Genomic DNA, 25,322 nt, shown 5'->3' with positions numbered 1-25,322 from the left:
TGTTGCGACGAATTCTTAGCAAAATACCAGAGTACAATTTGGCATAGGTTGCTTACTATGGTTAGGAAGCTGTGCGTAAATGTGCAGTCGATACTCCCAATTTAATTGTGATGGATGTGCTGATGCCAATGATGGATGGTGTCGAAGCGACGCGACGCATCATAGTCAATCGCCCTTTGCAATTGTCATGGTGACAGCATTAATCGCTATGCTACGAAAGTTTTTGCAGCGATGGGCTATGGTGCTTTAGATGCGATTAATACACCAACTGAGAGTAGTGCAATTTTACTCAAGAAAATTGCCGCGATCGCCAGTTTAATTGGTAAATCTTCCCGTCAACGATTACGATCGGGCTTACCACCAAAATTCACACCTTGGCACAAACTACTACCACCTCTAATTGCCATTGGCACTTCCACAGGCTTCCCCAAAACTTTGGCAGAGATTTTCTCGCAATTTCCCCAAGATTTGGCGGCGGTGATTGTGGTTCAGCATTTGGACGCTCAGTTTGCGCCTAGTTTTGCTAGTTGGTTGCAAGAACAAACTCCGATGTCTGTGCAAATTGCGATCGCTGGTTCTGCATCACAGCCATCAAAGATTTTAATTGTTGGTACAAATCATCATATAAAAAATCAAATATTCGATCCTTTTTTCACAACCAAACCCGTAAACAAAGGTACAGGACTAGGACTAGCGATTAGCTATCAAATTATCGACAGACATAAAGGTACTATCTAAGTCCAATCTGAACCTGCCTATGGAACAGAGTTTGCGGTTGAAATTCCTATAGTGCTTGTTTAGTAGATAAACACTCGCTTGCTGAATTTTATAACGCAACATAATGAGGAGATGCGTACCTTGGTAAAGTATGAGCAAGCGAGTGGTACTGATGATGGTGATGCCTCTCAATGCTAATCTTAGGTCGGGATGCTGAAGTAAAGACTAACTACTAAAGGCGAATTAACATCATCAAAGAAGCAGAGTATGAAGCTAATGCTAATGCCTTAAGTAGAAAGCACTATATGCTTGCATAACATCCAGAAGCTTTTTACAGGAGAGACAATCACCTACTTGTTAGCAATAGAATACCTGTCATAGTCCAAGAGCAATCTCACCAAGTTGACCCAGAAAGTGAAGGGTGCGCGTGCTGATTACGCAAAATGGCAGAGTTACCAGAATCAGGGAGCAACGATTCTGCTGTTAGTTATGAACTATGAACTACAAATTACGAAATTTAACTCGGAGTTTTAATTTTGGATGCGAGAACGATCTGAATTGGATTGAGCAACTTTGCGCCAATTCATCTTCATAACACACGCATACCAATTAAACTATCAGCTATCAGCAGCCAATTAAACAGTTTAAAGCTGACGGCTGAATGCTGATAGCTATTTAAGCCATTTGATTTTCAATCGCCCACCGCGCTAGTTCAGTACGGTTGTGGAGATTGGTTTTGCCCAACATATTGGACACGTGGCTTTCAACGGTACGCTGACTAACATTTAATTCTTCAGCAATTTCCCGGTTAGCTAAACCCCTGGCTACAAACTGTACTACTTTCAGTTCGGTAGGAGTTAACTGTACATCGAAGGGAACCTGGATACGGGAACCATTTTCTCCTCCTTTTGCTTGGTGTTCTTTCCAACGGATAGTTTGCTTCAGCGAAGATTCTACTTGCGCTACGAGTTCTTCTGGTTCAAAGGGCTTGACCATATAAACGTCAGCACCTTTATTCAGACCCTTAACTCGGTCTGCACTTTGTCCCTTAGCTGAAAGGAATAGAACGGGAATCCAGCTAGTACGTTCATTTTGCCGGACTTGTTCTACAAAAGTGTATCCGTCCATTTCCGGCATCATCACGTCGCAGATAATCATATCTGGAACATCATGCTCTAAAATTTCCAGAGCTTCTCGTCCGTTCTCGGCGGTGATGACTTCATATCCCCGGAATTCTAAGTAATCCTTCACCAGCAAGATGAGGTTAGGGTCATCATCAATCAGTAGAAGTCGTTTGTGATCTTTCATGCTGGGCTCTTTCATAGCAGTGGCACTTGTCGCGCTTCGGTCCATCAAGGTCTTGTATATTTATCCTCTATGGTGGATTATTTGAGATGTTGTCTTTTTTCCCACTTAACTTGCCTTTGCTTATGGGAAGCCTCGTCAGTGATATCCACTGTTTGGGAGACTACTAGCTTATGGGCAATAGTCCAGTAAGGATACGTAGAGCAGTAGTAATTATAATGCGTTATTATATATCGCTTTGAAAGTGGCGGGTGAAAAAATGCTGATTAAATAATAATCCTTCCGATTCACAGGTTCAGTATTGGGTGAAGATGACCCTAGCTCAAAACCAACCACCGCTTCAGAGCGCTTACTACTTAAATACGATATCCTCCGGATGTTAAGCCTCTATTCAGATGTTCATAAGCAAACAGAGAAGTTGCTGGCAAAGGATGGGTTAAAAATGCATATTTTTCCACCACCTTATTGCCTTCAAGTGTTCTTGGACGATCCGCTCAATCACTTCCGGGTTCGCTTGACGATACCAGACAACATCCGGGTAAACCACCATTATCTGTCTAGAACAACAAACTCGCAAGCAATTAGCTGTAGTTCTCAAGATGCAGATGGGATTACTGTTTAGCGTTTGGTCGAGCTTGAGCTTCTGCAATCGCCTTTTTAAGTATTCCCAGGATTCCAGACTAGCTTGTTTTGAGCAGCAGTTGGCAACTGTCTGACTGACACAAAGAAAAATTTGTCTTTGAATCTGTGCAAGTCCTAATGTTTCTACACAATTACGCACGGGTTTATTGTCTAGAAATTTAGTGGTTTTGGGGATTTTACGGCTGCACTGGATCACTGTATTGTTACTCATCGAGCTGCTCCCTGATTACAGTTCTATAACAATTTCCCAGCTTTGCAAATAAATTTGTTCATATAAAAATATTCGTAACTTAAACAACATAACCTGAAAGTTTAAAATAAATAAGTATTTATGCTTAAGTATATGCTTGAACTAGCTGCATGAATAATCGATAAAAAGGGTCATTTGTTAATGTTAATTGGGCATTGGGCATTGGCAAAGAAGGCAATAATCATTAGTTATTTCTCCCCACACTCCCCACACTCCCTCGTCCCCCTCATCCCCAGTTCGGGAACCCGTACACCCAAAATTGTTGCCATTGTACGCTGGTCTTCGGTAAATTAGCACTCAGGAGTTGAGAGTGCTAACTCTGGAGAAATTCATATGGCAGCAATATCTTTAAGCGTTTCTACAGTTAAACCATTAGGCGATCGCGTTTTCGTGAAAGTGAGCGCCTCCGAAGAAAAGACCGCAGGTGGGCTGTATTTGCCCGACACCGCTAAGGAAAAGCCCCAGGTAGGGGAAGTAGTCGCCCTTGGCCCTGGTAAGCGGAATGATGACGGTTCTCGTCAAGAACCAGAAATTAAGGTCGGAGACAAAGTGCTCTACTCCAAGTACGCTGGCACTGATGTCAAGCTCGGTACAGAAGAATACGTCCTGCTTTCTGAAAAAGATATTTTAGCAGTTGTGAGCTAATGGATCTTGGTACCTGTGGCATGGCGATCGTGCCGCATACGAGAGCGATCTATTACCAAAATTTAAAGACAAACTTGACTTACTCCCTCAATTAGACACTTATGGCAAAGCGCATTATCTACAACGAAAACGCCCGTCGCGCCCTTGAGCGAGGCATGGACATTCTAGCTGAAGCTGTGGCAGTTACCCTTGGCCCCAAAGGTCGTAACGTCGTGCTAGAGAAAAAATTTGGCGCACCGCAAATCGTCAATGATGGTGTCACCATTGCCAAAGAAATCGAACTAGAAGACCACATCGAAAATACTGGTGTGTCTTTGATTCGCCAAGCTGCTTCTAAAACCAACGATGCTGCGGGTGATGGCACCACCACAGCTACCGTTTTGGCACACGCGATCGTTAAAGAAGGCTTACGTAACGTTGCTGCTGGAGCAAATGCCATTTCATTGAAGCGTGGTATTGACAAAGCTACTAACTTCTTAGTAGATAAAATTGCCGAACATGCCCGTCCCGTAGAAGATTCCAAAGCTATTGCGCAAGTTGGTGCAATCTCTGCCGGTAACGACGAAGAAGTTGGTCAGATGATTGCTCAAGCAATGGACAAGGTGGGTAAAGAAGGCGTAATTTCCCTAGAAGAAGGGAAATCCATGACCACCGAACTGGAAATCACTGAAGGGATGCGCTTTGACAAAGGTTACATCTCTCCTTACTTTGCTACCGACGCCGAACGGATGGAAGCTGTCTTCGATGAGCCTTTCCTCCTGTTAACTGATAAGAAAATCGCTTTGGTACAAGACCTCGTACCCGTACTTGAGCAAGTAGCGCGTGCTGGTCGTCCTTTAGTAATCATTGCTGAAGATATTGAAAAAGAAGCTTTAGCAACTCTGGTAGTTAACCGCCTGCGTGGCGTGCTGAACGTAGCCGCTGTTAAGGCTCCTGGATTTGGCGATCGCCGCAAAGCTATGCTGGAAGATATCGCCATCCTCACTGGCGGTCAGCTAATCACCGAAGATGCTGGTCTGAAGCTCGATAACACCAAGTTAGATAGCTTAGGTAAAGCCCGTCGCATCAACATTACCAAAGACAACACCACAATTGTTGCTGAAGGTAACGAAGCTGCTGTTAAGGCTCGGATTGAACAAATCCGTCGTCAAATTGAAGAAACCGAATCTTCCTACGACAAAGAAAAACTCCAAGAACGCCTAGCTAAGTTAGCGGGTGGTGTCGCAGTTGTTAAGGTGGGTGCAGCAACCGAAACCGAAATGAAGGATAAGAAGCTGCGCTTAGAGGACGCTATCAACGCGACCAAAGCTGCTGTAGAAGAAGGTATTGTTCCTGGCGGTGGTACAACTCTGGCTCACTTAACTCCTCAATTGGAAGAGTGGGCAAGCAGCAACCTATCTGGTGAAGAGTTAACTGGTGCGTTGATTGTTGCTCGTGCGTTACCTGCACCTCTGAAGAGAATTGCTGAAAACGCAGGTCAGAACGGTGCTGTCATTGCTGAACGTGTGAAAGAAAAAGAATTCAACGTTGGCTACAATGCTGCAACCAACGAATTCGTTGACTTGTTTGACGCTGGTATTGTTGACCCTGCCAAAGTAACTCGTTCTGCTCTGCAAAACGCTGCTTCCATTGCTGGTATGGTGTTGACAACCGAATGTATCGTTGTTGACAAGCCTGAGCCTAAAGATGCTGCTCCTGCTGCTGGCGCTGGTATGGGTGGGGGCGACTTCGATTACTAATATTTTCTAGCCCCTATTTGTCAAAACAGCTGCTTCCCTTGTGGAGGCGGCTGTTTTTTTGTGTTATAAAATCTCAGAATTACAGTAATACCAATTTATACTAATTTAAAAAGAGAATGCGACAGATACACAGCCCTAACCCTTGTCCTGTCTACATTCTTAATTTTGAATTTTGAATTGGTATAAATTTTAGGCTGTCACAGTGGGAAAATCAGGAAACTTCGTCTTTAAGTTGTGCTATTTCCGTTAATGGTTGCCAACCAGGTTGCCACTGGGAGTTATCTTGTAATAATTTGGCATTGAGCCAGAAACGAACTTTTGGATCGCAAGCTGCAACCATTTCAGCGTAAACCCAATTACCTTGATTTTTCCGGTTAACGACTTGGAAATGTCGCCAACCATCTACCTTGTATTGCGCTGTCCATTTAGAACCTAGAAGATAAGGAAATTTCTGTTTTTTTGTCATTTGTCAAAAGTCAAAAGTCTTTGATCCTTCTTGTCCCTTACAGTCCTTAAAGGACTCGCGTTTGCTAGGGTTAAGGATGAATCCATATCTATTCTAGGTATATATTTGACAATGCGATTGCATGAGAATGTTTGTAGAGACGCGAAATTACGCGTCTCTGTAAACCTAGGCGATCGCTGCCACTTTGTCTAATAATCCTTGAAACAGTCTCAAACCATCATTACCACCTAAGATGGGGTCAGAAGCTCTTTCAGGATGGGGCATCATGCCTAAAACATTGCCCTGGCGATTACAAATCCCAGCAATGTCGTTCAATGAACCGTTGGGATTCTCGCCTGCATAACGGAACACTACTTGAGCGTTATCTTCCAGTTCTGCCAGAGTAGCTTTATCCGCATAAAATCGTCCCTCCCCGTGGGCAACGGGTACAGTGATAATTTCACCAGGTGTGTAAGCCTGCGTCCAAGGAAGATTAGTACGCTCAACTTTGAGAGGAAGGCGATCGCATATAAAATGCAAATCCTGATTTCTGGTTAATATTCCTGGTAATAGTCCAGCTTCCGTTAAAACTTGAAAGCCATTGCAAATACCTAAGACAAACTTACCTTTTTGAGCGTGTTCTACAACCTGTTGCATCACTGGCGAAAACCGCGCGATCGCACCGCAACGTAAATAATCCCCATAGCTAAAGCCACCAGGTATGACAATCACATCCAAATCAGCAATATCAGTCTCTTGATGCCAAATCATGCGAGTTGGTTGCCCAAGTACGTCTCTAGTGACATAAGCAACATCGCGATCGCAATTAGAACCCGGAAAAACTACAACGCCGAATTTTGTCATTTGTCAGTTGTCATTGGTCATTGGTCATTTGTCATTAGGGAATAGGGTATGGGGAATAGGGCATTGGTAAAGAGTCAACGGTCATTTCTTTCTTGTCTCCCCACACTCCCCACACTCCCTTGTTCCCCCATCCCCCTGCTCCCAACCTTTAAAACACTCCTGTCTGTGTTTCGACTTCGATCAATTCAAAGCGATAATTTTCAATTACCGGATTTGAGAGCATTTGGTCGCAGATGCGATCTAGGTCTTGACGGGCTTTAGCTTCTTGCGTTGAGGTGATGGTCAATTCAATGTATTTACCAATCCGTACCTGTTCAACGTTGTCGTATCCCATTTGCTTGAGGCCAGATTGTACAGCCACACCAGCTGGGTCTAAAACAGAAGGACGAAGTGTCACAAAAATTTTGGCTAGATACTTCCTTTGCACGAGTTTTCGCTGAATGCTGCGATCGCTATACTATAACTTTCTGTTCCAACTGAGTAAAAATAAGATTATGAAGCGATTATAGTTAATTTATTTAGTTAGCCAGCATGAGAGCTTCAATCACAGTGGCAAATTTAAACAACTGTCTATGAGAGCCATACGCACCCGCAGTCAGGAGAGGATCTTAAATCTGTTGAAAACTATCAAACAAGGAATTTCGGCACAGGATATATACGTAGAATTACGTAATCGAAATCAAAGTATGGGGTTAGCAACAGTCTACCGATCCTTGGAAGCCTTAAAACTGGAAGGAATGGTACAAATGCGGGCTTTAGCCAATGGTGAAGCCCTCTATAGTCTGGCGCAGCAAGACAAGCACCACCTCACTTGCTTGCAATGTGGCATCTCAATTCCGATTAATCAATGCCCGGTACATGACCTAGAAGACAAGTTGGAAGCCAGCCATAAGTTTAAAATTTTTTACCACACGCTAGAATTTTTTGGTTTGTGCAACCAATGCCAGAATGAACAACCTGCGGAAATTGGTCAATAGTCATTGTGGGTGGGCATGGGGCATTGAGGAAAGAGATGGAGGAGAAGAGGAAGATGGGGAAGAAAACTCTCCACACTCCCTCATCTCCCTTATTTTCCAATGCTTCCTGGCCTCTCATCTCAATTAGACGTGCTTATTATTAAAGCCGGGAATTTCTTGACCATCTGAGACAATTGAGCGTATACCCTCTAAAGTCGCAGGAATACTACGGGGGTCAATAAACATGACTTTGCTGCTATCGCTTTTACCAATTGTCGTGCCCATATCTAGATAACCCAAGGCCATTAAAACTTCTAGCGCTTGGTGTGCGTCAGGGTTAGATTTGATTTTTTGCGCAATAATTTCTGCTGATTCAGCAATCGCCTGTGCTTTGAGAACTTGCTGCTGACGTTCAGCTTGTGCTTTGAGAACAATTGCTTTTTGTTCGGCTTCAGCCTGCAATATTACGGATTTTTGGCGGGCTTCTGCATCGAGAATTTGGGCTTCAGCTTTACCTCTAGCACTATTAACAGCTGATTCGCGATCGCCTTCTGAGGTTAAAATAGCTGCACGTTTTTTACGTTCTGCTGACATTTGTAATTCCATCGATTCCTGCACCGCTTTTGAAGGAATAATATCTCGCAGTTCTACCCGCGTGACTTTCACACCCCAAGGATCGGTAGCAATGTCCAAATCTCTTAAAAGAATTTCATTAATTTGAGAACGGGCAGTAAAGGTTTCATCTAACTCCAGTTGTCCCATTTCTGCACGGATTTGAGTTAGCACCAAATTCACCATTGCTGACTGTAGATTTTCTACTTTGTAATAAGCTTTCTCCATATCAATAATCCGCCAATAAACTACTGCGTCAACTGTGATCGAAACGTTGTCACGGGTAATGCATTGTTGTGGCGGAATATCTAAAACTTTTTCTCGGATAGTTTGTTTATAGACAATTTTATCGAGGAAAGGAGTAACTAGATTTAGCCCTGGTTCTAGTTTTTTATTGTAGCTACTCAATCTTTCTACCAAGGCCTCATCACCCTGATTAATAACTTTAACTGAACCTACTAAAGCAGAACCTCCAAGTGTCAACATTATTAGCAAAATTAACTGTCCCATTGTAATTCTCCTAATTATTGAGTATTTAAATTGCAGAGTTGAAAGTTGAGTAAAACAAGAATAAACATTAACTTTGGACTAGTTACTAAGAATGCAACAGATTTTCTGGCATTACAATCAAGGTGGTTCCTTCTCTGCGAACGATATACACTCTTTGATGGGGTGCAACGCTGAGTTTGTCATCATCACATCTTGCTAGCCAAGAATTTCCTTCGTATAGCACCCGTCCTGATTTTCCAGCCGGAATTTCTGTTAAGGTTTCACCTGTAATTGCATCTTGAATTTTCGACTTGCGTCGTCGCGGTTGGAAAAACCTCCGAGAACCCACAACTAGTAATGTGGAAAACAACAGCCAGGCTAAAACTTGCAGCCATAAACTCCGCAGCACAAATTGAGACAGTAGCGCCACTATAAAAGCGCTAATTCCCATCATGAAAGCAACAAAAGCAGACGGCAAGAACAGTTCCATTAAACATAAAACTGCTCCTGCCAAGAGCCAGATTAAGGTATAACTTGGCATAGCGCCATCCTAGACACTACATTTATGTAAATCTATTTCTCCTAACTAGATCCACCCAGAGGCTAGCTGTTTACGGAAAGCAAAATATGGTAGTTTAACCATCAATTTTGATTAATTTCAGTAACAAGTTGTAGCCAGGGGTACACGAATCCAGTCTATTCTAGCCTTCAAGTATTTGACAGCTATATTTAATTGAAATTCACGAGTTTATGATTTCCACTCAACAGATAATTTATTGCATTAATCCAGACTGTACAAACCCGATTAATTCCTTGGGGAGTCGTGTTTGTGCTAATTGTCAAACTGCCTTAGTTCATCGCTATCTCTGGGCAACTGGCCCATCAGCAGCTAAAATTCCACCAGGAACAACGGTGGCAGATAGGTATGAGGTAATTACGCATCAAATTTGGTTGGATACACAACCAGGGCTATTACCCGACATACCTGAAGAAATGCGCAGTGAAGTAATTCCTTACCTCAAGTTGTATTATGAGCGATTGCATCTGCCTCAAGCTTATGGCTATGTTCGCTCTGTTGAGGATAATGGCGATGATATTCTCTTGCTGGAAAACGTGCCGATCGCAGAAAACGGAAATCTCTATCCGGCGATCGCTAATGTATGGGAACAAGCAACGGCGGTAAGACAGGTTTACTGGTTATGGCAAATTCTGCAACTTTGGCAACCTTTATTAGAACAGGGTGTTGCTAGCAGTTTACTCATGTTAAACAACCTGCGGGTGCAAGGTTGGTGTGTGCGGCTGTTGGAACTTCACCAAACAACAGAATTACCTAGCCTGCAAGATTTGGGAGAATCTTGGCAGCCTTTGGTAGCTTCTGCCAAAGCATCGATAGCCCAAAGTTTACAGAACATAGTCAAGCAAATGTGTACTAGTGAAGTTGAGTTTGACACAATTTCAACTCAACTCAATGCCTTATTACTCGCATCTGCGGCAGATTTGCCATTAAACCTAGAAATAGCAGGTGCAACCGATACTGGGACAGTCATGACCCGCAATGAAGATACTTGCTTCCCTGCTAACTTACAAGACTTAAAAGACTCACTATTCCCACACTTATCTATTGTTTGCGATGGTATTGGCGGACATCAAGGCGGTGAAGTAGCTAGTCAATTAGCAATCAAGTCCGTCAAATTGCAGATTCGGGCTTTATTTGCAGAATTAGCAGCACAAACTGAACTAATAACGCCAGATTTGTGGCAAGAACAACTAGAGGCTTGCTTACGGGTAGTTAATAACATGATTTGTGCTGCGAATGACGCAGAAAATCGCCAAGGTCGAGAACGTATGGCTACAACTCTGGTAATGGCATTACAAGTGCCACAACGAGTACAGGCCAATTCTGCTAAGGGTTTAGCAACTACTCATGAAGTTTACCTAGCTAGCGTCGGTGATAGCCGTGCTTACTGGATTACTCGTAATTATTGCCAGCTACTCACAGTAGACGATGATGTAGTAGCGCGGGAAGTCCGTTATGCGCGAAATCTTTATCGTCAAGCTTTGATGCGTCCAGATGCAACGGCATTAACTCAAGCATTAGGAACCAGAGATGCCGATTCCCTACGGATTAAAATCAAGCGGTTCATTTTGGAAGAAGATGGCATATTGTTGCTGTGTTCTGATGGGTTAAGTGACAATAATTGGGTGGAACAATCTTGGCAGAATTACGCACTTGCTGTGTTAAATAGGCAATTTGATATCGAAGATGGCGTAAATCGTTGGATTAAATTTGCCAATCAAAAAAATGGTCATGATAATATATCGCTGGTTATGACCCTTTGCAACGTTTCACGCGAATACTTCGTTTCCTTAACTTACGCACAACCACAAGCAGAAATCATCGCAGCAGAAAAAACAGAAGACTTCTCTGTGCCCGAAAGTTCGCCAATTATCCTAGATGTGGATGTAATCGAAGAAGCTACCCCAACTGAGGTTAAACAACCAAAGCGAGGTAAAGCTTTAGTACTACTGGGAGGATTGTTATTACTTTTGGGCGGTACAACTTTGGGATTATTAGTTTGGTGGCAACTTCAGCCGCAAACCTTCCAGCAAATATGTCGCGAACTTCCCCCAGGATTGCAGCAGCTATGTTCGCAGAATAGGGAGTAAGAGGAAGCAAGGGGAAAGAAAGTAACTAGGGACTTTGGACTCTTGACAAATGGCAAATGACAAATGACCCTTGACCTTGACTTCTGAAATAGAATATCTATCTTGTTGTAGAATTAGACTTGGCGTTAAAGCGCCCCGTAAGAGCTAAAGCGGGTTTTCCTAGCCCGTGAGGTCGCTCATCCTCAAAAAAAGCGCCTCTGAGACACCCATAGGAGTGGACAAGTGCACTGAGGAGTCCATGATGGTGTGGATTTTCCGAACCATCAGATACCCATATAGGTAACTCCTGTGTTTGGCAAACTTATTATGAGAGTTTGTTGAACTGTGGGAGGATAAAAAGTCAATTGAAAATCAAAGGATTAGACCTGTTGCTTAAGCACTAGGTAAATTTGATGTTGTTAATCGATCAGCTACAAAGCCTGCATGGGCAGGCTTTGTTCGTATAGCAGTTACGGGTGCATTCAACAGCCAGTCTGTAAATATGAGATGCAAAGCGTGACTGTTGCGAGCAGTCTATTTTTCAAAAAAAAAGCAAGTTCAGCGAGGGATGGCTGTGGAGATAGTTGTGGACAAGGAAAAGCTAGGTGTAAATGTTGTTATGAAAGTTGGCGATCGCGTTCGTATTAAAGAGTCGGTAGTAGTTTACCATCATCCCGAACATCGCGGTCAGGCTTTTGACCTGAAAGGCTCGGAAGGCGAGGTTGTGGCTATTGTCACTCAATGGGAAGGTAGACCTGTAAGTGCTAATTTGCCTTTCTTAGTCCAGTTTAGTAAAAAATTTAAAGCCCATCTGCGTGAAAGTGAATTAGAAATCGTCTAAATTCTTCAAAAGCGGCGAAACCAGCGCATAATATTCAGTTCGCCGCGCATTTTTTCTAGCTCTTGACGGTGGTGGATTGCGGTTTTGTAATACCATTCACAATGCTGGCGAAATTCTGAGCGCTCCCTAACTTCATGGTAAAACTGGTGAGTTGTTTGGTAAGTGGCAAAGGTTTCATCAACTTCACTGGGAGTTGCTGGGATAATATAAGGTAAATTTTTAGACATAATTTCAGGGAGTGCTGAGTCCTGAGAAATTTAAAAATCCAAACCCTGTGGCTACTGAAATTATAGCGATTGACTATAAGTGTCATGTTGCTGATTTTGAATACGCAGCACTTTTTTATAGCCAACCGCGCAAGCTATAAATCAAAAGACCAACGTACTCTTTTAAAGCTCTGGTAAATTTGTCTAAATTGTCGCTATCAGGTAAAAGATTCAATATAGCGGCTTTCGGACTGCTGCCAATTTCTTGCATTTCAGCTTGGCTGACGAGAAAATCAGTCGGGGCAGGAATCGCTTCAATTCCTTGACGCTGGAAAATTTTAAGCGATCGCGGCATATGCATTGCCGATGTCACCAACAATATGCGGCGAATGTTGCGAGATTGTAAAATATTCTTGACATTGACAGCATTTTGATAGGTATTAAGCGAATCAGGTTCTTGGACAATCGCCTCAGTAGGTATACCAATAGACGTCAGAATATTGGCCATATCTGCCGATTCTGGGGCACCACCACCACGCCAATCGATTCTACCGCCACTGAGGATGATTAGAGGCGCTTTTTGTTGGCGATAAAGTTGAGCGCTATAAATCACGCGATCGCCTTGTTCGCTCAAATCGGCACTAGGTCGCGGCCAAAAAGCTGATTTAGTAGCACCACCTAAAACTACAATGGCTTCTGCATTAGGTATTTGGCTAGTTGCTGTATTTTGCCATTCTAGCGATCGCACCAGCCATTGAGAAACCCAAGCATTACTGCAAAATAACAATAAAATTAAAGCTAAAGCTATGGCAAATGCTGCCGTGCGCGGTCGTTTCCATAACGTTATCAATGCCACTACCAAACTGATACAAGCCAATCCCAACGGGTAAAAAAACAGTGGTAGTAACTTAGAAAGATATAAAAACATAGTGAAAGCTAGAAACTAGAGATGAGGGTCGCCAGGGAGAAATAACCAATGGCAAATGACAAAGCGCAAAGTCGAGCCAGTCGTGTAGGCGGGTCTCCCGACTTGAACGAACTGGCGTCGAGCGGAGGTTGCCTCCGATGGCTTCGCCAACGTCTGTGACGAACAGAACTTTGTAAGAATGACTATTGACCCTTGACCAATTACCTAATTTCACCGTTCCCAAAATCTAAAATTGATACCTCCAGATGTCCGGCGGAAACGCCGTGTAGCTTTTCTTCTCCGCTTGACAGTGCCTCTAGCACTAGATTGGTCTTCTTCTGCCTCTTCTGTGGGTTCTAGTGGTAGCTGAGCTCTCGTTTCTTCTTTACTTCCCCACCAAGCGATCGTCCAGCCTGCACCTAAAGCACCCAGTGCCCCCAATAAAATACTCATAGGTGCTGGATAACCTAACCAACGAAAACCGATCAAGAACAATAACCAATATTTCAATGCTGCATCGATACCATCAGAGGAAGCTACAGTCTGGGGTTGGGCACTACTCTTGCCTGCTGCTGCGATCCAACCTAAAGTGAAGCCACCCATGATACCGAAAAAGATGCTCAGGGTTAGAGATGTCCCTGTCATTGACAATACAAGGGTTAAAATTAAGCCAAATATCAGTTGCGATAGGAAGTTTGGCGAAAAATTAAACAAGTCGTTTTTCTGTGCCATGAGATAAATAAAGCTATTAGGGAATTATTGCTTTCAATTGTGCCTGTTGTGGCTGAGTTGTATCCCAAATCTTAACGTAGGGTTTTTCTGTGTCGGCAAATTCTTCAAATTGTTTCAGTTGAGATGTCAATAGATCGGCAGTAGCATCAGCGATATCCCCAGTACGTTTATGAAGACGCTCTTGCACAACTTCTAAGGGCGCTGTGCATTGAACAATGTGAAGAGGTATTTGATGTTTTTCGGCTTGGGTAATTGCCTCTTGACGTAAATGTTGTCGGTCATACTTAGCATCCAAAATGACAGAAAAACCTTGATTAGCCAGTATAATTCCTAATTCCAGCAACCGTGCATAAGTTTTTTGCGTCATCTCTGGTGTATATATTTCATCACCACCCCGTTCTAATAAGGGAATTCCTGCTAAGTGTTTGCGAACTGCATCTGAGCGAATGTGAATTGCTCCTAGTTGACGGGCTAAATATCGCGCTGTAGTACTTTTACCAGAGCCAGATAAACCCGACATGAGTATTAGTTGCCCTTGTTTGGGTTTAGTATACTCCCAGGCTAGCGTGTAATATTTTGCTGCCGTTTTTGTCGCTTCTTCCTTGACTGCTACTGGTACACCAGGATCGTCTAACAAAAATGATGTCACCTTTGCGCGTACATATGACTGACGAATTAAATATATGGGTAAAATCTGTAACCCTTCCCAGTCCCCGGTCTGTTCTACATAAGTATTCAAATAAGCATTACTGAGGTCTTTTCGCTGCTGTGCTTCTAAATCCATAACCGCATAGGCGATATCGAACATGACATCAACAAAGCGAAACGGCTCATTAAATTCAATGCAATCGAACAGCATGATTTTGTCATGCCATAGAGCAATATTTCTTAAATGTAAATCTCCATGACATTCGCGGATGTAGTTATTTTGAATTCTGCTAGCAAATAATTCTGAGCGTTCTGCAAAAAAACGCTCGGTATAGGCTTTAGTTTCGTCAAACTGTACTTGAGTTTGAGGGCCACGTATATATTTCTCGGTTTGCTCGTAATTTTCGTCAAAGGCAGCGCGAACTTGCGGTATTTCACCAAAACTCTTAATATAATCGTTTGTCTCAGTTTTGGCATGGTATTGAGCTACTACTCTTCCCAATTCCTCTAGTTGTGTCTCATTTAACTTACCTTGTTCAAATAGAGCGCTCAACAAAACTTCTTGAGGAAACTGGCGCATCTTCAGCACATATTCTACAGGTTCATCGGTTCCTCCCAGATGGTATTGCTCCCCGTTCAGAGTGATAGGTAACACTTCTAAATACAGTTCTCCAGCACCCCGCTGATTTAACCGCAATTCTTCGTGGCAAAAATGTTCCCGTTTCTCTAAAGTTGAGTAGTCTAAAAAACCAAAATTTACGGGCTTTTTTACTTTATAGACATAATCACCTGTCAGCAGTACATAAGAAACGTGAGTTTGAATCAATTGAATGGGTTCGAGAACAGCATGGGGATAAAATCCAGGCTGCAACATTTGCTGAATTAACGCTGGAATAGTCGCTTCTGTCATAATTTCTAATTTAAATTTTTAACCGCCAATCAACACAGATAATTATTTCAAATTCTCGGTATTTGTAATTTTGGCTCTCGCTATTTACGCTGCTAGCTTAACAAAAAACCAGGGTTTTACCCCTGGCATCATCAGTAATTATGACAAACTTTAGGTAGCAAGAAAGATTAAATATCTTCCGCAATTAGCTTTTGGCAGCAAAAAAGCTGACGTGGTAGGTTGTACCTTTAGCCGGATGGGACTGAACTTCTCGGACTATGGTTTTACCACTCCACTGAATTTCCGGAATGTTGAGTTCAACTTCTGTTTTGTTGACAACAGCGTGTTTAAGCAGGCGCTCAACTGTTTTAGCATCAACTACGAGGGAAATTGATTCGGCACCGCTGTGACCGTATAAATTGGCAGGGATTAATCCAGAACGGCGCAAAGCCTTAGGCTTGCTACCTTCTGGTCGCTTTTTAGATTCGACTGTCAGAGCCATACAAGTTGTTTGTGGTAAATTGTCATTGGAGAACCAGTGTGGTCTTGGGGGTTTCCCCCATGAACAACTGGTGAACCCGAAGGGTCATTGGTCATTTGTCATTTGTCATTTGTTAATGACTGATGACTAATGACTGGCTTTAAGCACTGAGTAAGGAGACGGGAGTACCGTCAGGGTGCAATAAAGCACGTTTAGGCCCGTGAATTGGGTCTTCTACAATTATGGTTTGATCGCGGCTAGCTCCTAAGGAGACGATCGCGATCGGGACTTCCATCAATTCTGCTAAGAATTTTAGATAGTCTAGGGCTTGCTGTGGCAAGTCTTCTAAGGCGCGGCAGTTACTTGTAGATACTTGCCAGCCTGGTAAGGTTTTGTAGATGGGACGACACCGGGCAAATTGACGCGCACTGGTGGGGAAGTGTTCGCAGCGTTCGCCATCTATTTCATAGGCGATACAAACTTTGATTTCCTCAAGTTCATCGAGGACATCTAGTTTGGTGATTGCTAGACAGTCCATGCCGTTAATCCGAACGGCATAGCGACCGATCACAGCATCAAACCAGCCGCAGCGACGCTTCCTACCAGTAGTTGTACCAAATTCGGCACCGCGATCGCACAACAATTCTCCCAATTCACCTTGTAGTTCGGTTGGAAAAGGCCCTTCACCAACTCGTGTTGTGTAAGCTTTCGACACCCCAATTACCCGGTCAATCATTGTCGGCCCTAATCCGGTGCCAACGCAAGCCCCCCCTGCTACTGGATTCGAGGAGGTGACGTAGGGATAAGTGCCATGATCTAGGTCGAGGAGCGTCCCTTGTGCGCCTTCAAACAAAATATTCCGTCGCCGTTGAATCGCATCGTAAATCTTGAGCGAACTATCAACAACGTAAGGGCGTAAGCGATCTGCATACCCCAGATATTCTTCAATTACCTCTTCTGGGTCGAGAGGAGGTAAGTTGTAAAGCTTTTCTAAAATTGCGTTTTTATAATTAATCGTCCACTCTAACTGGTCGCGTAAACCCTGAGGGTCCATCAAGTCTAAAACTCTGATGCCTGTACGCTCAGATTTATCAGCATAGGTAGGCCCTATGCCTCGGCCAGTAGTGCCAATTTTGTGGCTTCCCCGTCGCTCTTCCGATGCCCGATCGATCAATCGATGATAAGGCATGGTGACATGGGCTGTCTCAGAAATTAGCAGATTATTCGTGGAAATATTTAGTTTTTCTAGTTGATCTAGTTCTGCTATCAGGACTTTCGGATCGATAACTGTACCACAGCCGATAATGCATTCGGTATCTGGGTACAAAATACCAGAGGGAATCAAATGTAGCTTAAAGGTTTGACCTTTAACTACAATTGTGTGTCCAGCGTTGACACCCCCTTGGTAACGTACAACAACATCTGCGGAGCGGCTGAGTAAGTCTGTTATTTTACCTTTTCCTTCATCGCCCCACTGGGCACCTATGACAATGACGTTAGCCAAGCTTTTATTTTATAGGTAAAGTTTCCACAAACAATAATTATCAACATATTCTGTTATCTATGTCAAGCACAGTACAGAATACTTATTGAGATAAATTCACCAGCAACTAAAGACCAACTAAGTCAAGTCCTAGCCCCGAACACTGCATACTTACGTACAAGGTTAGTCCAGAGTCAAGACTAAAAATTCAAGAATCGTTTTGGATTCATGAGTCTGTTTGGCTTCAGAAATAAATTGCTATATCTAGAGGCATTTTATGGAATTTCTGAGTCATGAATTTACTCAGCGAGAATCTGTAATTTAGTTATCAGTACACATGTATTTTGCATCAAGTGTGTTATTAACTTGCAAATTATTTGGCATATTTTTTGATTATATGCTTTTATACAGTTGAAATTTAGTATAAAAAATATATTTCAACCATCATATTAATTGAAATGCAATACTTATGTATAAAATGCAATTGATTTTAACTTAGAAAATCAATTTTTTGAATCAGATTTAGTGGAAATATATATTTAAATAAATAATATCAGTTAGAATAGATTGACTTTGACAGTTTTGAGATTGACCAACAGCATCTAGATAGTTATGAGTAAATAGTGTAGCGATAATAACATTGATTGAAACCCAAAGCTTTTATGTAAATTATTCTTAGGCAATAAAAGGAACTTTTTCAGTGCCTTTTGTGTCTCAGGATTACCCGATAATTGGTGAAAGTGAAGTATTTCTGTGGTTGTTAACAATGTTAGTGTATGGCTGAACACATATCACAGAGCGTGCTGTATTGCTAGTGCTGTCCAGATTCTTGACTTCTGTTAGGGATTTGATTTTTAATCTTTAATTTTAACGAATAGGGATATCTGCCGCATAAAGGGCGATCGCATGATGAAATGGTCTGTCATCCAAAAGCTGAGAGTAGTATTTATTCTGGTCTTGGCAGTTTTATTCACTAATGCTGTAGTTTCCTACAGTACAACTACAAAGCTGATTCACAAACAGCAATGGGTGACACAGTCCCAGGAAATTATTACTCAATTAGAAACTCTATATGCAAAACTGCAAAATGCTGAAATTGCACAACGTAGCTATCTCCTAACTGCAAATGCAGAAAATTTAACAGCTTATCTTGAAGCGCGAAAACAGACTGATAACAATATCCAGATTCTGAAAAAGTTAACTCAGGCTTCTCAAAATCAGCAACTAATTTCTGTACTTGAGGAGAAAATTACTTACAAACTCAAAATATTGGAACTGGAAATTTCTATTTCTCAGCAGCAAGGATTGAATGCTGTTCAGAAATTAGTTATTTCTGATAACTATCAAATGTTGAGCAATGATATTCAAAAGTTAATTTACGACAAACTAGAAGCAGAACAAAAAATATTACAACAGCAGAGTCAGCAGTCGCAAGCAAATGCTTACAATTCGATTACCACATTTTTATTGGCTGCTTTCATAGATTTATTATTAGTTGCATTGTTATATGATTTGTTGTGGCGTTATGTAAACCGACTTCAGCAGACAGAATTGAATTTACGCCAAAGTGAGAATCGTCTGCGAGCGATTATAGATGCAGAACCAGAATGTATTAAGTTAATTGCAAGGGATGGTACTCTCTTAGAAATTAATGCTTCTGGACTGGCAATGATTGAGTTAGAAAGTGCTGAAGGCTTGATTGGTAAGCCAATTGATGCTGCGATCGCACCAGAATATAAAGAAGCTTTTTTGGCTTTGCACGAACGTGTTTGTCAAGGAGAAAAGGGTACTTTAGAGTTTGAAATCGTTGGATTTAGAGGTACTCGTCGCTGGATGGAAACTCATGCTGTACCGCTGCGTAACGAATCCGATGGTACATTTCTGCATTTAGCAGTGACGCGAGATATTACTAAACGCCAACAAGCAGAACAGAAAATCCGCGAACAAGCCGCACTTTTAGATGTCGCAACCGATGCGATTTTAGTCAGAAATATTCACAATCAAATATTATTTTGGAATAAAGGTGCTGAACGTATCTACGGCTGGAAGCTTGAGGAAACTGTGGGTAAAAATGTTGTAGAGCTTTTGTATAAAAAAACTTCACCACAGCTACAAGATGCATTTTTTCAAGTCATCCACACAGGTGAATGGCGAGGCGAATTGCAGCACCTAACAAAAGATGGTAGAGAAATTATCGTTGAAAGCCGCTGGACACTGATGCGGGATGAAAAAAATCAACCAAAATCAATTCTCAGTGTTAGTACAGAAATTACTCAGCAAAAACAATTAGAAGCACAACTTTTGCGATCGCAACGCTTAGAGAGTATTGGAACTCTTGCTGGCGGAATCGCTCACGACCTTAACAATGTACTAGCTCCAGTGTTAATGTCAGTTGAGTTATTGCAGATGAAATTGCACGACCAACAAAGTCAACGCATACTACAAACCCTAGAAAATAACGTCAAACGCGGCGCTAGTTTACTCAAGCAAGTTTTGTCTTTTGCACGGGGTATTGAAGGCAAACGGACAATCGTACAAGTTAGGCAATTAATACAAGAAATTGAGCAGATCGTCAACCAAACTTTTCCCAAATCCATTACCTGTGATGTAGATGTATCCGAAAATCTCTGGTATGTGTTTGGAAATCCCACCCAACTGCATCAAGTACTCATGAACCTGGTAGTTAATGCTCGCGATGCCATGCCAGAGGGCGGCATTTTAAAAATTGTAGGGGAGAATTTGGTTATTGATGAGAAGTATGTGCAGTTAAATATGAATGCTCAAGCAGGTTCCTATGTGGCGATTTCTGTCATCGATACAGGTATGGGGATATCGCCAGAAATTCAAGAACGTATTTTTGAGCCATTTTTTACCACCAAAGACCTAGGCAAAGGTACAGGTTTAGGATTGTCTACAGCTTTAGGTATTATTAAAAACCACAATGGTTTTGTAAATATTGATAGTGAAATTGGCAAAGGTACTCAATTTACAGTTTACTTACCCGCAATAGTCAATCGTACTCAAATAGCTAATGCTCCTGAACTTGAAGCCACAACAGGAAATAGAGAATTAATTTTGGTAGTCGATGATGAAGCAGGAATTCGAGAAATTACCAAATCATCTTTGGAAACATATAATTATCGGGTTTTAACAGCTAGTAATGGTATAGAAGCAGTAGCATTGTATGCTCAGTACCAACAACAAATTAGTGCAGTGTTGCTCGATCTGATGATGCCAGAGATGGATGGTGCGATCGCTATTCACCAGCTAAAAAAAATTAATCCCTATGTCAAAATTATTGTCATGAGTGGGCTGTTATCAACTCAAACCAAGAGAGAAGCCGCTAACATGGGTGTAAGAGCATTTTTATCCAAACCCTGCACTACTAAAGAGTTATTGCAAACAATTAGCGCAGTCAAACTTATGAGTGCTGAGTTGTAAATCACGCGACCCCACTGAAGATTTTTCATTACCATATGTTAATCAAGGATAAGAGGGATAAAGAAAGGGGAGATCTGGGTTAAATCACAAATGACCAATGACAAATGACTCAGTGCTGAAATTGGTCAAAGTCATAAATTAACAATAGTTTTACGAATATTCCTGCGGATAGAGATTTTTTTTCGCTATCTTATTGTTAAGATTATTAAAATTTTTCCCGAAAAAACCACTATGGCTTTATACGCTGAATTGCATCGGCATTTGGGCGGTTCGGTTGTACCTCGTGTGTTATGGCGTTATTTCGAGAGACATGCATCACAATTGATTTCCCGATTTGCGGACTATCCTGAATTTGAAGACTTTTATACAAGACCGCGCAACACCCTAGATGAGTATCTAGAATTGCATACCTTAGTAGAAAGCGTGCAGACTGTAGAAACTTTGCCTTACTTTATCTATCGCTTGCTACGGGGTGCTTATATATTTGAGAATTTGGCTTATTTGGAACTGCGTTACACTCCCTATCTGCGAACACCTGAACATTTAAGTCAATCCGAAAGAATTGACAAGATGGCAGAAATTATAGAAGTTGTGGGAAAAGCCAGTCAGTTGGAAGAATATCCAATTGTGACTAGCCAAATTCTCTGTATGCACTCGCGTTTACCTTATGAGGTGAATAAAGCAATTATTGATTTGGCGGTGCAAAACAAACAGTATGTCTGTGCAGTAGACATCGCTGGGGGTGATAGTTACTACGCTGAACGTTTGGAAGAATGGATGAACCTGTATGATTATGCCTGCTCTTTAGGTATTAAGACTACCGGACATCTTTACGAAACTACCGCAGGTTGTTACACCCAACTTTTACCTTATTTGAAGCGAATTGGTCACGGAATTCAAATTCCGCTATTGTATCCTGAGCTACTCCCAGATATAGCTAAAAGAAAGCAATGTTTAGAGGTTTGCCCGACAACTTATCTAAAAACAGGTACTTTACAAGATATACGTCAACTCAAGTTAGTTTTTGACCGCTGTTTTGAAACTGGCGTAGACATTGCTATTTGTACGGATAATGCTGGTTTGCACAATGTACGTCTGCCATTTGAGTATGAAAATCTTTTGACATACGACATTATTAACTTTAAACAGTTGCAAGCTTGTCAGGATGCAGCTTTCCGTCATGCATTTGCTTGGCCTCACGGCGAACGTCCTGCATCTCTATTGAATGGATTGCTAAAACCTGAACCCCCGAAAGTTTTAGCAATGAGGGATTAATCAATTACTTCTGAAAAATATTTTTGAGTTAAGGGTCAACACCCTTCCCAAAATTCTAAACTATTAAGCTCTCTAGATTTATCTAGAGAGCTTGAATATTGTTATTATTTAAGACATTCAATATCAACTATAGGCATACAATCAAGGAAATTCTGCCAATATTCTTGACCAAATTCTTTTATTCCTTTCAGTTGCAAGATAGGAAATAGGAAATTGGGATTCATTATTATTGATGGTGACGAAACAACTGCCTGGTTTTAGGTTGGCCAATATATAACAAGCCTAAATCAAATTTAGCGATCCCTACTATCCTGATTTTCACGTACAATTTTGATTCTTTAATCAAACATCAACATTTATCTGTTCTATCTGTCTTGCAGCTTTCTCCCACAGCTTTGCTGAAGTCTCATCTTGCCAATGAGTTCTCATATTTTCTGCTTTTTTGTGGCATATTCGTTCTAACATTTCCAATATTGCGGATAATGTTAATTTGTCAATTAATCCTTCTAAAATCTCCATATATTCTTTATGCATAATAGTTATATCCTTCAGTTGCGTTTATATGTTTTGGCAAAAACCATGTAAATAGCTTGTATGTTCTCAAATATTTGATTAAGATTTGTTACCGATATCTACCAATATTTTATCTGCTCCTACACACAGTTTAACTCATTTTAAAGACTCAATTTTGAGAATTTATTTTTAATAGATGAACAAGCAAAAATGACACTTATAGCTATCAAAATATGTTAATGTACTTATTGTGAGAAACATCCCACGCCAAATAAGACACTCGCGTGGTTTTAGCTGAAAGGCTTTGACGACTTGAGGATCGAGAGCATTAGAAGCAATTTTAGCCCCAGCCCTTGCCATTACCTAAACTTTCAAAGATCGTGCTTTGGAATCAATTCCCAAACTAATAGCTAAATTCTGCTGAAGTAGTCTAAGCAAGACAGTCCAAAAAATTGGAATTAAAGTATGAGCCTTTAAACTTCAGTCATGGGCAGGATGTCGGTAAGCGCGATACTGGGACTGTCCAAAAATTTGGATACTGACAAGGTTTATTCGCTGTGGGTGCTTCACAAGATGGAATCTGACAACATTGTTTAGGCAATTGTTAAGTAATCTTTCACAATTTTCAAGATGCGCTCGGCAGCTTTACCATCTCCAAAAGGATTAATTGCGTTGGCCATAGTTTCATAAGCTATTGGGTTACTTAGCAACTCAGCCGCAGCCGCAACAATATTTTCACTTTGTGTTCCTACCAGTTTAGCTGTACCCGCAGCCACAGCTTCTGGTCTTTCTGTAGTTTCTCGAAGAACTAGTACAGGCTTACCAAGGCTGGGTGCTTCTTCTTGCAATCCACCAGAGTCAGTTAGTAAAAAATGCGATCGCGCGATCGCACCTACCAATTCAGCATAGTCTAAAGGTTCTGTCAAAAAAATGCGGGGATGTTCTCCCAAAAGTGCTTGTAATGGTTCTCTTACCGTAGGATTGCGGTGTAGCGGTAACAGCAAGGCTGTATCTGGAAACTTATCTAATATTTGTAAAAACCCTTCAGCAATTCCTTGTAATGGTTCTCCCCAATTCTCTCGGCGATGAACTGTTGCTAGCAACGTGCGATATGATGACCAGTCTAAGCCTGGTACATTACAAGCTGGTTGAGTTGCAGCCACATTTAACAGTGCGTCAATCACAGTGTTACCCGTCAAATGAATTTCACCCAAAACACCAGAATGCTTTAAGTTTTCTACCGCCAGCGGAGTTGGTGCAAAATGCAGTTGGGTAAGTTGCGAAATCAGCCGTCGGTTAGCTTCTTCAGGATAAGGATTAAATAAATCATCAGTTCTTAATCCAGCTTCCACATGACCTACAGGAATTTTTTGATAAAATGCCGCCAAAGCAGCAGCAAAAGCTGTAGTCGTATCTCCCTGAACTATGACTAAATCTGGCTTGCTTTGATGAAATAAAGCTTCTAAACCTCGCAGACTGCGACAGGTAATGTCACTTAAAGATTGCTGAGGCTGCATAATCTCCAAGTCATTATCTGCTTTCAGATTGAACAGCTGCATTACTTGTTCAACCATTTCACGATGCTGTCCAGTCAGAATTACTTGTGACTCAAAATCTGGAGACCTTTGAAAGACTTGAATTACCGGAGCTAGTTTAATCGCCTCGGGACGAGTACCTAAAATTATATAAACTCGTTTTTGATTAGTCATTAGTCATTGGTCATTGGTCATTGGTCAATAGTCAATCATGGTTATTCAATAGTGATAAGTCAACAGTGATGAGTTAATCACTTAACTACAAAGGATAACTACAAAGTCCAAATGACTCTTGACTTCTGACAAATAAACATGAAAAAACCCGGCTTAACCGGGCAGATGTACTGTTTGTCGAATTCAGCAATTACATTTTGAGATCGCAAGTTAAGGGGCAAGCGGCGTAGACAGTAGTCTGCATTTCTTCTGCTTCACCATGCAACCAACTCAACCATTTGATTTGTTTTGGATGTACTCCCTTAGCAGTTAGTACTCCAGCGGCAAACAGAACTGCCATCACATTAAACATAATCAAACCGCCTGCTACAAGCAAAACAGCACTAACAGGCATCACAGATTGCAACACAATCGACAACAGACACCCGACCGTAGCCATCAAAACAACTAACGGGAACCCGACAACCAACAAACAAACTGCCAATGTGAAAGTCCAGATCAAAAAACTCTTGATCATTAACAAGGAGTAGGTCTTTCCGAGATTAGAGCTTTCAGCCGAAACCATGACTTTTCCTCCCAAATACACAGCAAAAATTTGATTCCAGATATCTCGCTCTCACGAGTAAACTGAACTATTTAATTAGAAGTTCAGTATATAAAAACCTACTCCTAAGATGAGCATTTATTTACTAAAGTTTACAGTTTATTTTTTATAATTATGAATGTAAATGTCCAGTTCACATATAGGTAAAAAGCTGGGGATCATCATCTATCTAGAGGTATATAAGCTAAAACTTGTTTGCTATAGAAGTATGTTGTAGAGGTCTGACTTCTACTTTGCTTAACATTTCTTATAATAAGATACTTTTGTTCTCATAATTCCGAAA

The 25,322-nt window shown here is 41.5% G+C and carries 25 protein-coding genes; 9 read left to right on the top strand and 16 right to left on the bottom strand.

The features are described from left to right. The first annotated feature begins 71 nt into the window (after nucleotides 1–71). Nucleotides 72–194 (top strand): hypothetical protein, encoded by a 123-nt coding sequence (locus tag AACU33_RS29220; protein ID WP_339376359.1) that lies wholly within the window; start codon nucleotides 72–74, stop codon nucleotides 192–194. 37 nt (nucleotides 195–231) lie between these two features. Further along, nucleotides 232–738, top strand: a complete 507-nt coding sequence (locus tag AACU33_RS29215) for a chemotaxis protein CheB (protein ID WP_339376358.1) — start codon at nucleotides 232–234, stop codon at nucleotides 736–738. A gap of 654 nt (nucleotides 739–1,392) precedes the next feature. Here the strand turns inward: AACU33_RS29215 and AACU33_RS29210 are convergent. Both AACU33_RS29210 and AACU33_RS29205 read right to left on the bottom strand, forming a co-directional pair. Then, nucleotides 1,393–2,070: a response regulator transcription factor gene (locus AACU33_RS29210; RefSeq protein WP_010997804.1), complete on the bottom strand. Its 678-nt coding sequence runs from the start codon at nucleotides 2,068–2,070 to the stop codon at nucleotides 1,393–1,395. Between the two features lie 388 nt (nucleotides 2,071–2,458). Further along, a complete protein-coding gene (locus tag AACU33_RS29205) occupies nucleotides 2,459–2,875 on the bottom strand; it encodes a (2Fe-2S) ferredoxin domain-containing protein (RefSeq protein WP_339376357.1) in 417 nt (138 codons plus the stop codon). A 372-nt stretch (nucleotides 2,876–3,247) separates the two neighbouring features. Here AACU33_RS29205 and groES point away from each other — a divergent pair, with 372 nt between their 5' ends. After that, nucleotides 3,248–3,559 carry a co-chaperone GroES gene (groES, locus tag AACU33_RS29200; RefSeq protein ID WP_096593523.1) on the top strand — a complete coding sequence of 104 codons (312 nt, stop codon included), beginning with the start codon at nucleotides 3,248–3,250 and terminating at the stop codon, nucleotides 3,557–3,559. 101 nt (nucleotides 3,560–3,660) lie between these two features. Beyond that, nucleotides 3,661–5,298 carry a chaperonin GroEL gene (gene groL, locus AACU33_RS29195; RefSeq protein WP_096593521.1) on the top strand — a complete coding sequence of 546 codons (1,638 nt, stop codon included), beginning with the start codon at nucleotides 3,661–3,663 and terminating at the stop codon, nucleotides 5,296–5,298. Between the two features lie 211 nt (nucleotides 5,299–5,509). Here the strand turns inward: groL and AACU33_RS29190 are convergent, their stop codons facing one another. The 3 genes from AACU33_RS29190 to purS form a co-directional block, all read right to left on the bottom strand. Continuing rightward, on the bottom strand, nucleotides 5,510–5,764 hold the full coding sequence (locus AACU33_RS29190) for a TIGR02450 family Trp-rich protein (protein WP_096593519.1): 255 nt from the start codon (nucleotides 5,762–5,764) through the stop codon (nucleotides 5,510–5,512). 165 nt (nucleotides 5,765–5,929) lie between these two features. Beyond that, complete coding sequence (gene purQ, locus AACU33_RS29185; RefSeq protein WP_096593517.1) at nucleotides 5,930–6,607, bottom strand: phosphoribosylformylglycinamidine synthase subunit PurQ; 678 nt, start codon at nucleotides 6,605–6,607, stop codon at nucleotides 5,930–5,932. Between the two features lie 148 nt (nucleotides 6,608–6,755). After that, nucleotides 6,756–7,034: a phosphoribosylformylglycinamidine synthase subunit PurS gene (gene purS / locus AACU33_RS29180; protein ID WP_096593514.1), complete on the bottom strand. Its 279-nt coding sequence runs from the start codon at nucleotides 7,032–7,034 to the stop codon at nucleotides 6,756–6,758. Nucleotides 7,035–7,179: 145 nt separating this feature from the next. On the opposite strand from purS, the gene AACU33_RS29175 reads away from it, so the two are divergent. Further along, nucleotides 7,180–7,584 carry a Fur family transcriptional regulator gene (locus AACU33_RS29175; protein WP_096593512.1) on the top strand — a complete coding sequence of 135 codons (405 nt, stop codon included), beginning with the start codon at nucleotides 7,180–7,182 and terminating at the stop codon, nucleotides 7,582–7,584. Between the two features lie 123 nt (nucleotides 7,585–7,707). Here AACU33_RS29175 and AACU33_RS29170 read toward each other — a convergent pair whose 3' ends face one another. Both AACU33_RS29170 and AACU33_RS29165 read right to left on the bottom strand, forming a co-directional pair. Next, nucleotides 7,708–8,685, bottom strand: coding sequence for an SPFH domain-containing protein (locus AACU33_RS29170; protein ID WP_096593509.1), 978 nt, complete (start codon nucleotides 8,683–8,685; stop codon nucleotides 7,708–7,710). Nucleotides 8,686–8,770: 85 nt separating this feature from the next. Further along, a complete protein-coding gene (locus tag AACU33_RS29165) occupies nucleotides 8,771–9,205 on the bottom strand; it encodes an NfeD family protein (protein WP_096593507.1) in 435 nt (144 codons plus the stop codon). Between the two features lie 209 nt (nucleotides 9,206–9,414). On the opposite strand from AACU33_RS29165, the gene AACU33_RS29160 reads away from it, so the two are divergent. After that, nucleotides 9,415–11,331: a 4-Cys prefix domain-containing protein gene (locus AACU33_RS29160; RefSeq protein WP_096593504.1), complete on the top strand. Its 1,917-nt coding sequence runs from the start codon at nucleotides 9,415–9,417 to the stop codon at nucleotides 11,329–11,331. A gap of 547 nt (nucleotides 11,332–11,878) precedes the next feature. After that, the gene (locus AACU33_RS29155; protein ID WP_096593501.1) at nucleotides 11,879–12,151 is read left to right on the top strand and encodes a ferredoxin-thioredoxin reductase variable chain; all 273 of its coding nucleotides are present in this window, start codon (nucleotides 11,879–11,881) and stop codon (nucleotides 12,149–12,151) included. Nucleotides 12,152–12,156: 5 nt separating this feature from the next. On the opposite strand, the gene AACU33_RS29150 is transcribed toward AACU33_RS29155, so the two are convergent. The 6 genes from AACU33_RS29150 to AACU33_RS29125 all read right to left on the bottom strand — a co-directional run bounded on the left by AACU33_RS29150 (nucleotide 12,157) and on the right by AACU33_RS29125 (nucleotide 17,518). Next, the gene (locus AACU33_RS29150; RefSeq protein WP_096593498.1) at nucleotides 12,157–12,378 is read right to left on the bottom strand and encodes a hypothetical protein; all 222 of its coding nucleotides are present in this window, start codon (nucleotides 12,376–12,378) and stop codon (nucleotides 12,157–12,159) included. 115 nt (nucleotides 12,379–12,493) lie between these two features. Then, the gene (locus tag AACU33_RS29145) at nucleotides 12,494–13,285 is read right to left on the bottom strand and encodes a YdcF family protein (RefSeq protein ID WP_096593495.1); all 792 of its coding nucleotides are present in this window, start codon (nucleotides 13,283–13,285) and stop codon (nucleotides 12,494–12,496) included. 210 nt (nucleotides 13,286–13,495) lie between these two features. Continuing rightward, a complete protein-coding gene (locus AACU33_RS29140) occupies nucleotides 13,496–13,996 on the bottom strand; it encodes a hypothetical protein (protein ID WP_096593491.1) in 501 nt (166 codons plus the stop codon). 16 nt (nucleotides 13,997–14,012) lie between these two features. Continuing rightward, the gene (locus AACU33_RS29135; protein ID WP_096593488.1) at nucleotides 14,013–15,554 is read right to left on the bottom strand and encodes a bifunctional aminoglycoside phosphotransferase/ATP-binding protein; all 1,542 of its coding nucleotides are present in this window, start codon (nucleotides 15,552–15,554) and stop codon (nucleotides 14,013–14,015) included. Nucleotides 15,555–15,738: 184 nt separating this feature from the next. Further along, nucleotides 15,739–16,035: a 50S ribosomal protein L25 gene (gene rplY / locus AACU33_RS29130; protein ID WP_096593485.1), complete on the bottom strand. Its 297-nt coding sequence runs from the start codon at nucleotides 16,033–16,035 to the stop codon at nucleotides 15,739–15,741. A 139-nt stretch (nucleotides 16,036–16,174) separates the two neighbouring features. Then, a complete protein-coding gene (locus tag AACU33_RS29125; RefSeq protein ID WP_096593482.1) occupies nucleotides 16,175–17,518 on the bottom strand; it encodes an adenylosuccinate synthase in 1,344 nt (447 codons plus the stop codon). Nucleotides 17,519–18,403: 885 nt separating this feature from the next. On the opposite strand from AACU33_RS29125, the gene AACU33_RS29120 reads away from it, so the two are divergent. Further along, the gene (locus tag AACU33_RS29120; RefSeq protein WP_339376356.1) at nucleotides 18,404–20,938 is read left to right on the top strand and encodes a PAS domain S-box protein; all 2,535 of its coding nucleotides are present in this window, start codon (nucleotides 18,404–18,406) and stop codon (nucleotides 20,936–20,938) included. A gap of 231 nt (nucleotides 20,939–21,169) precedes the next feature. Then, complete coding sequence (locus tag AACU33_RS29115; protein ID WP_096593477.1) at nucleotides 21,170–22,213, top strand: adenosine deaminase; 1,044 nt, start codon at nucleotides 21,170–21,172, stop codon at nucleotides 22,211–22,213. A gap of 342 nt (nucleotides 22,214–22,555) precedes the next feature. Here the strand turns inward: AACU33_RS29115 and AACU33_RS29110 are convergent, their stop codons facing one another. The 3 genes from AACU33_RS29110 to AACU33_RS29100 all read right to left on the bottom strand — a co-directional run bounded on the left by AACU33_RS29110 (nucleotide 22,556) and on the right by AACU33_RS29100 (nucleotide 25,000). Beyond that, nucleotides 22,556–22,747 (bottom strand): hypothetical protein, encoded by a 192-nt coding sequence (locus AACU33_RS29110; protein WP_096593474.1) that lies wholly within the window; start codon nucleotides 22,745–22,747, stop codon nucleotides 22,556–22,558. 572 nt (nucleotides 22,748–23,319) lie between these two features. Further along, nucleotides 23,320–24,435, bottom strand: a complete 1,116-nt coding sequence (gene wecB / locus AACU33_RS29105) for a non-hydrolyzing UDP-N-acetylglucosamine 2-epimerase (protein ID WP_096593472.1) — start codon at nucleotides 24,433–24,435, stop codon at nucleotides 23,320–23,322. A gap of 190 nt (nucleotides 24,436–24,625) precedes the next feature. Beyond that, on the bottom strand, nucleotides 24,626–25,000 hold the full coding sequence (locus AACU33_RS29100; RefSeq protein ID WP_096593469.1) for a hypothetical protein: 375 nt from the start codon (nucleotides 24,998–25,000) through the stop codon (nucleotides 24,626–24,628). Nucleotides 25,001–25,322: the final 322 nt, after the last annotated feature.

Origin of the sequence: Calothrix sp. NIES-2098 (assembly GCF_963875125.1) — a bacterium.
Classification (GTDB): Bacteria; Cyanobacteriota; Cyanobacteriia; order Cyanobacteriales; family Nostocaceae; genus Aulosira.
The sequence above is the reverse complement of the archived record's forward strand: the minus strand, read 5'-3'. Positions and strand labels throughout refer to the sequence as shown.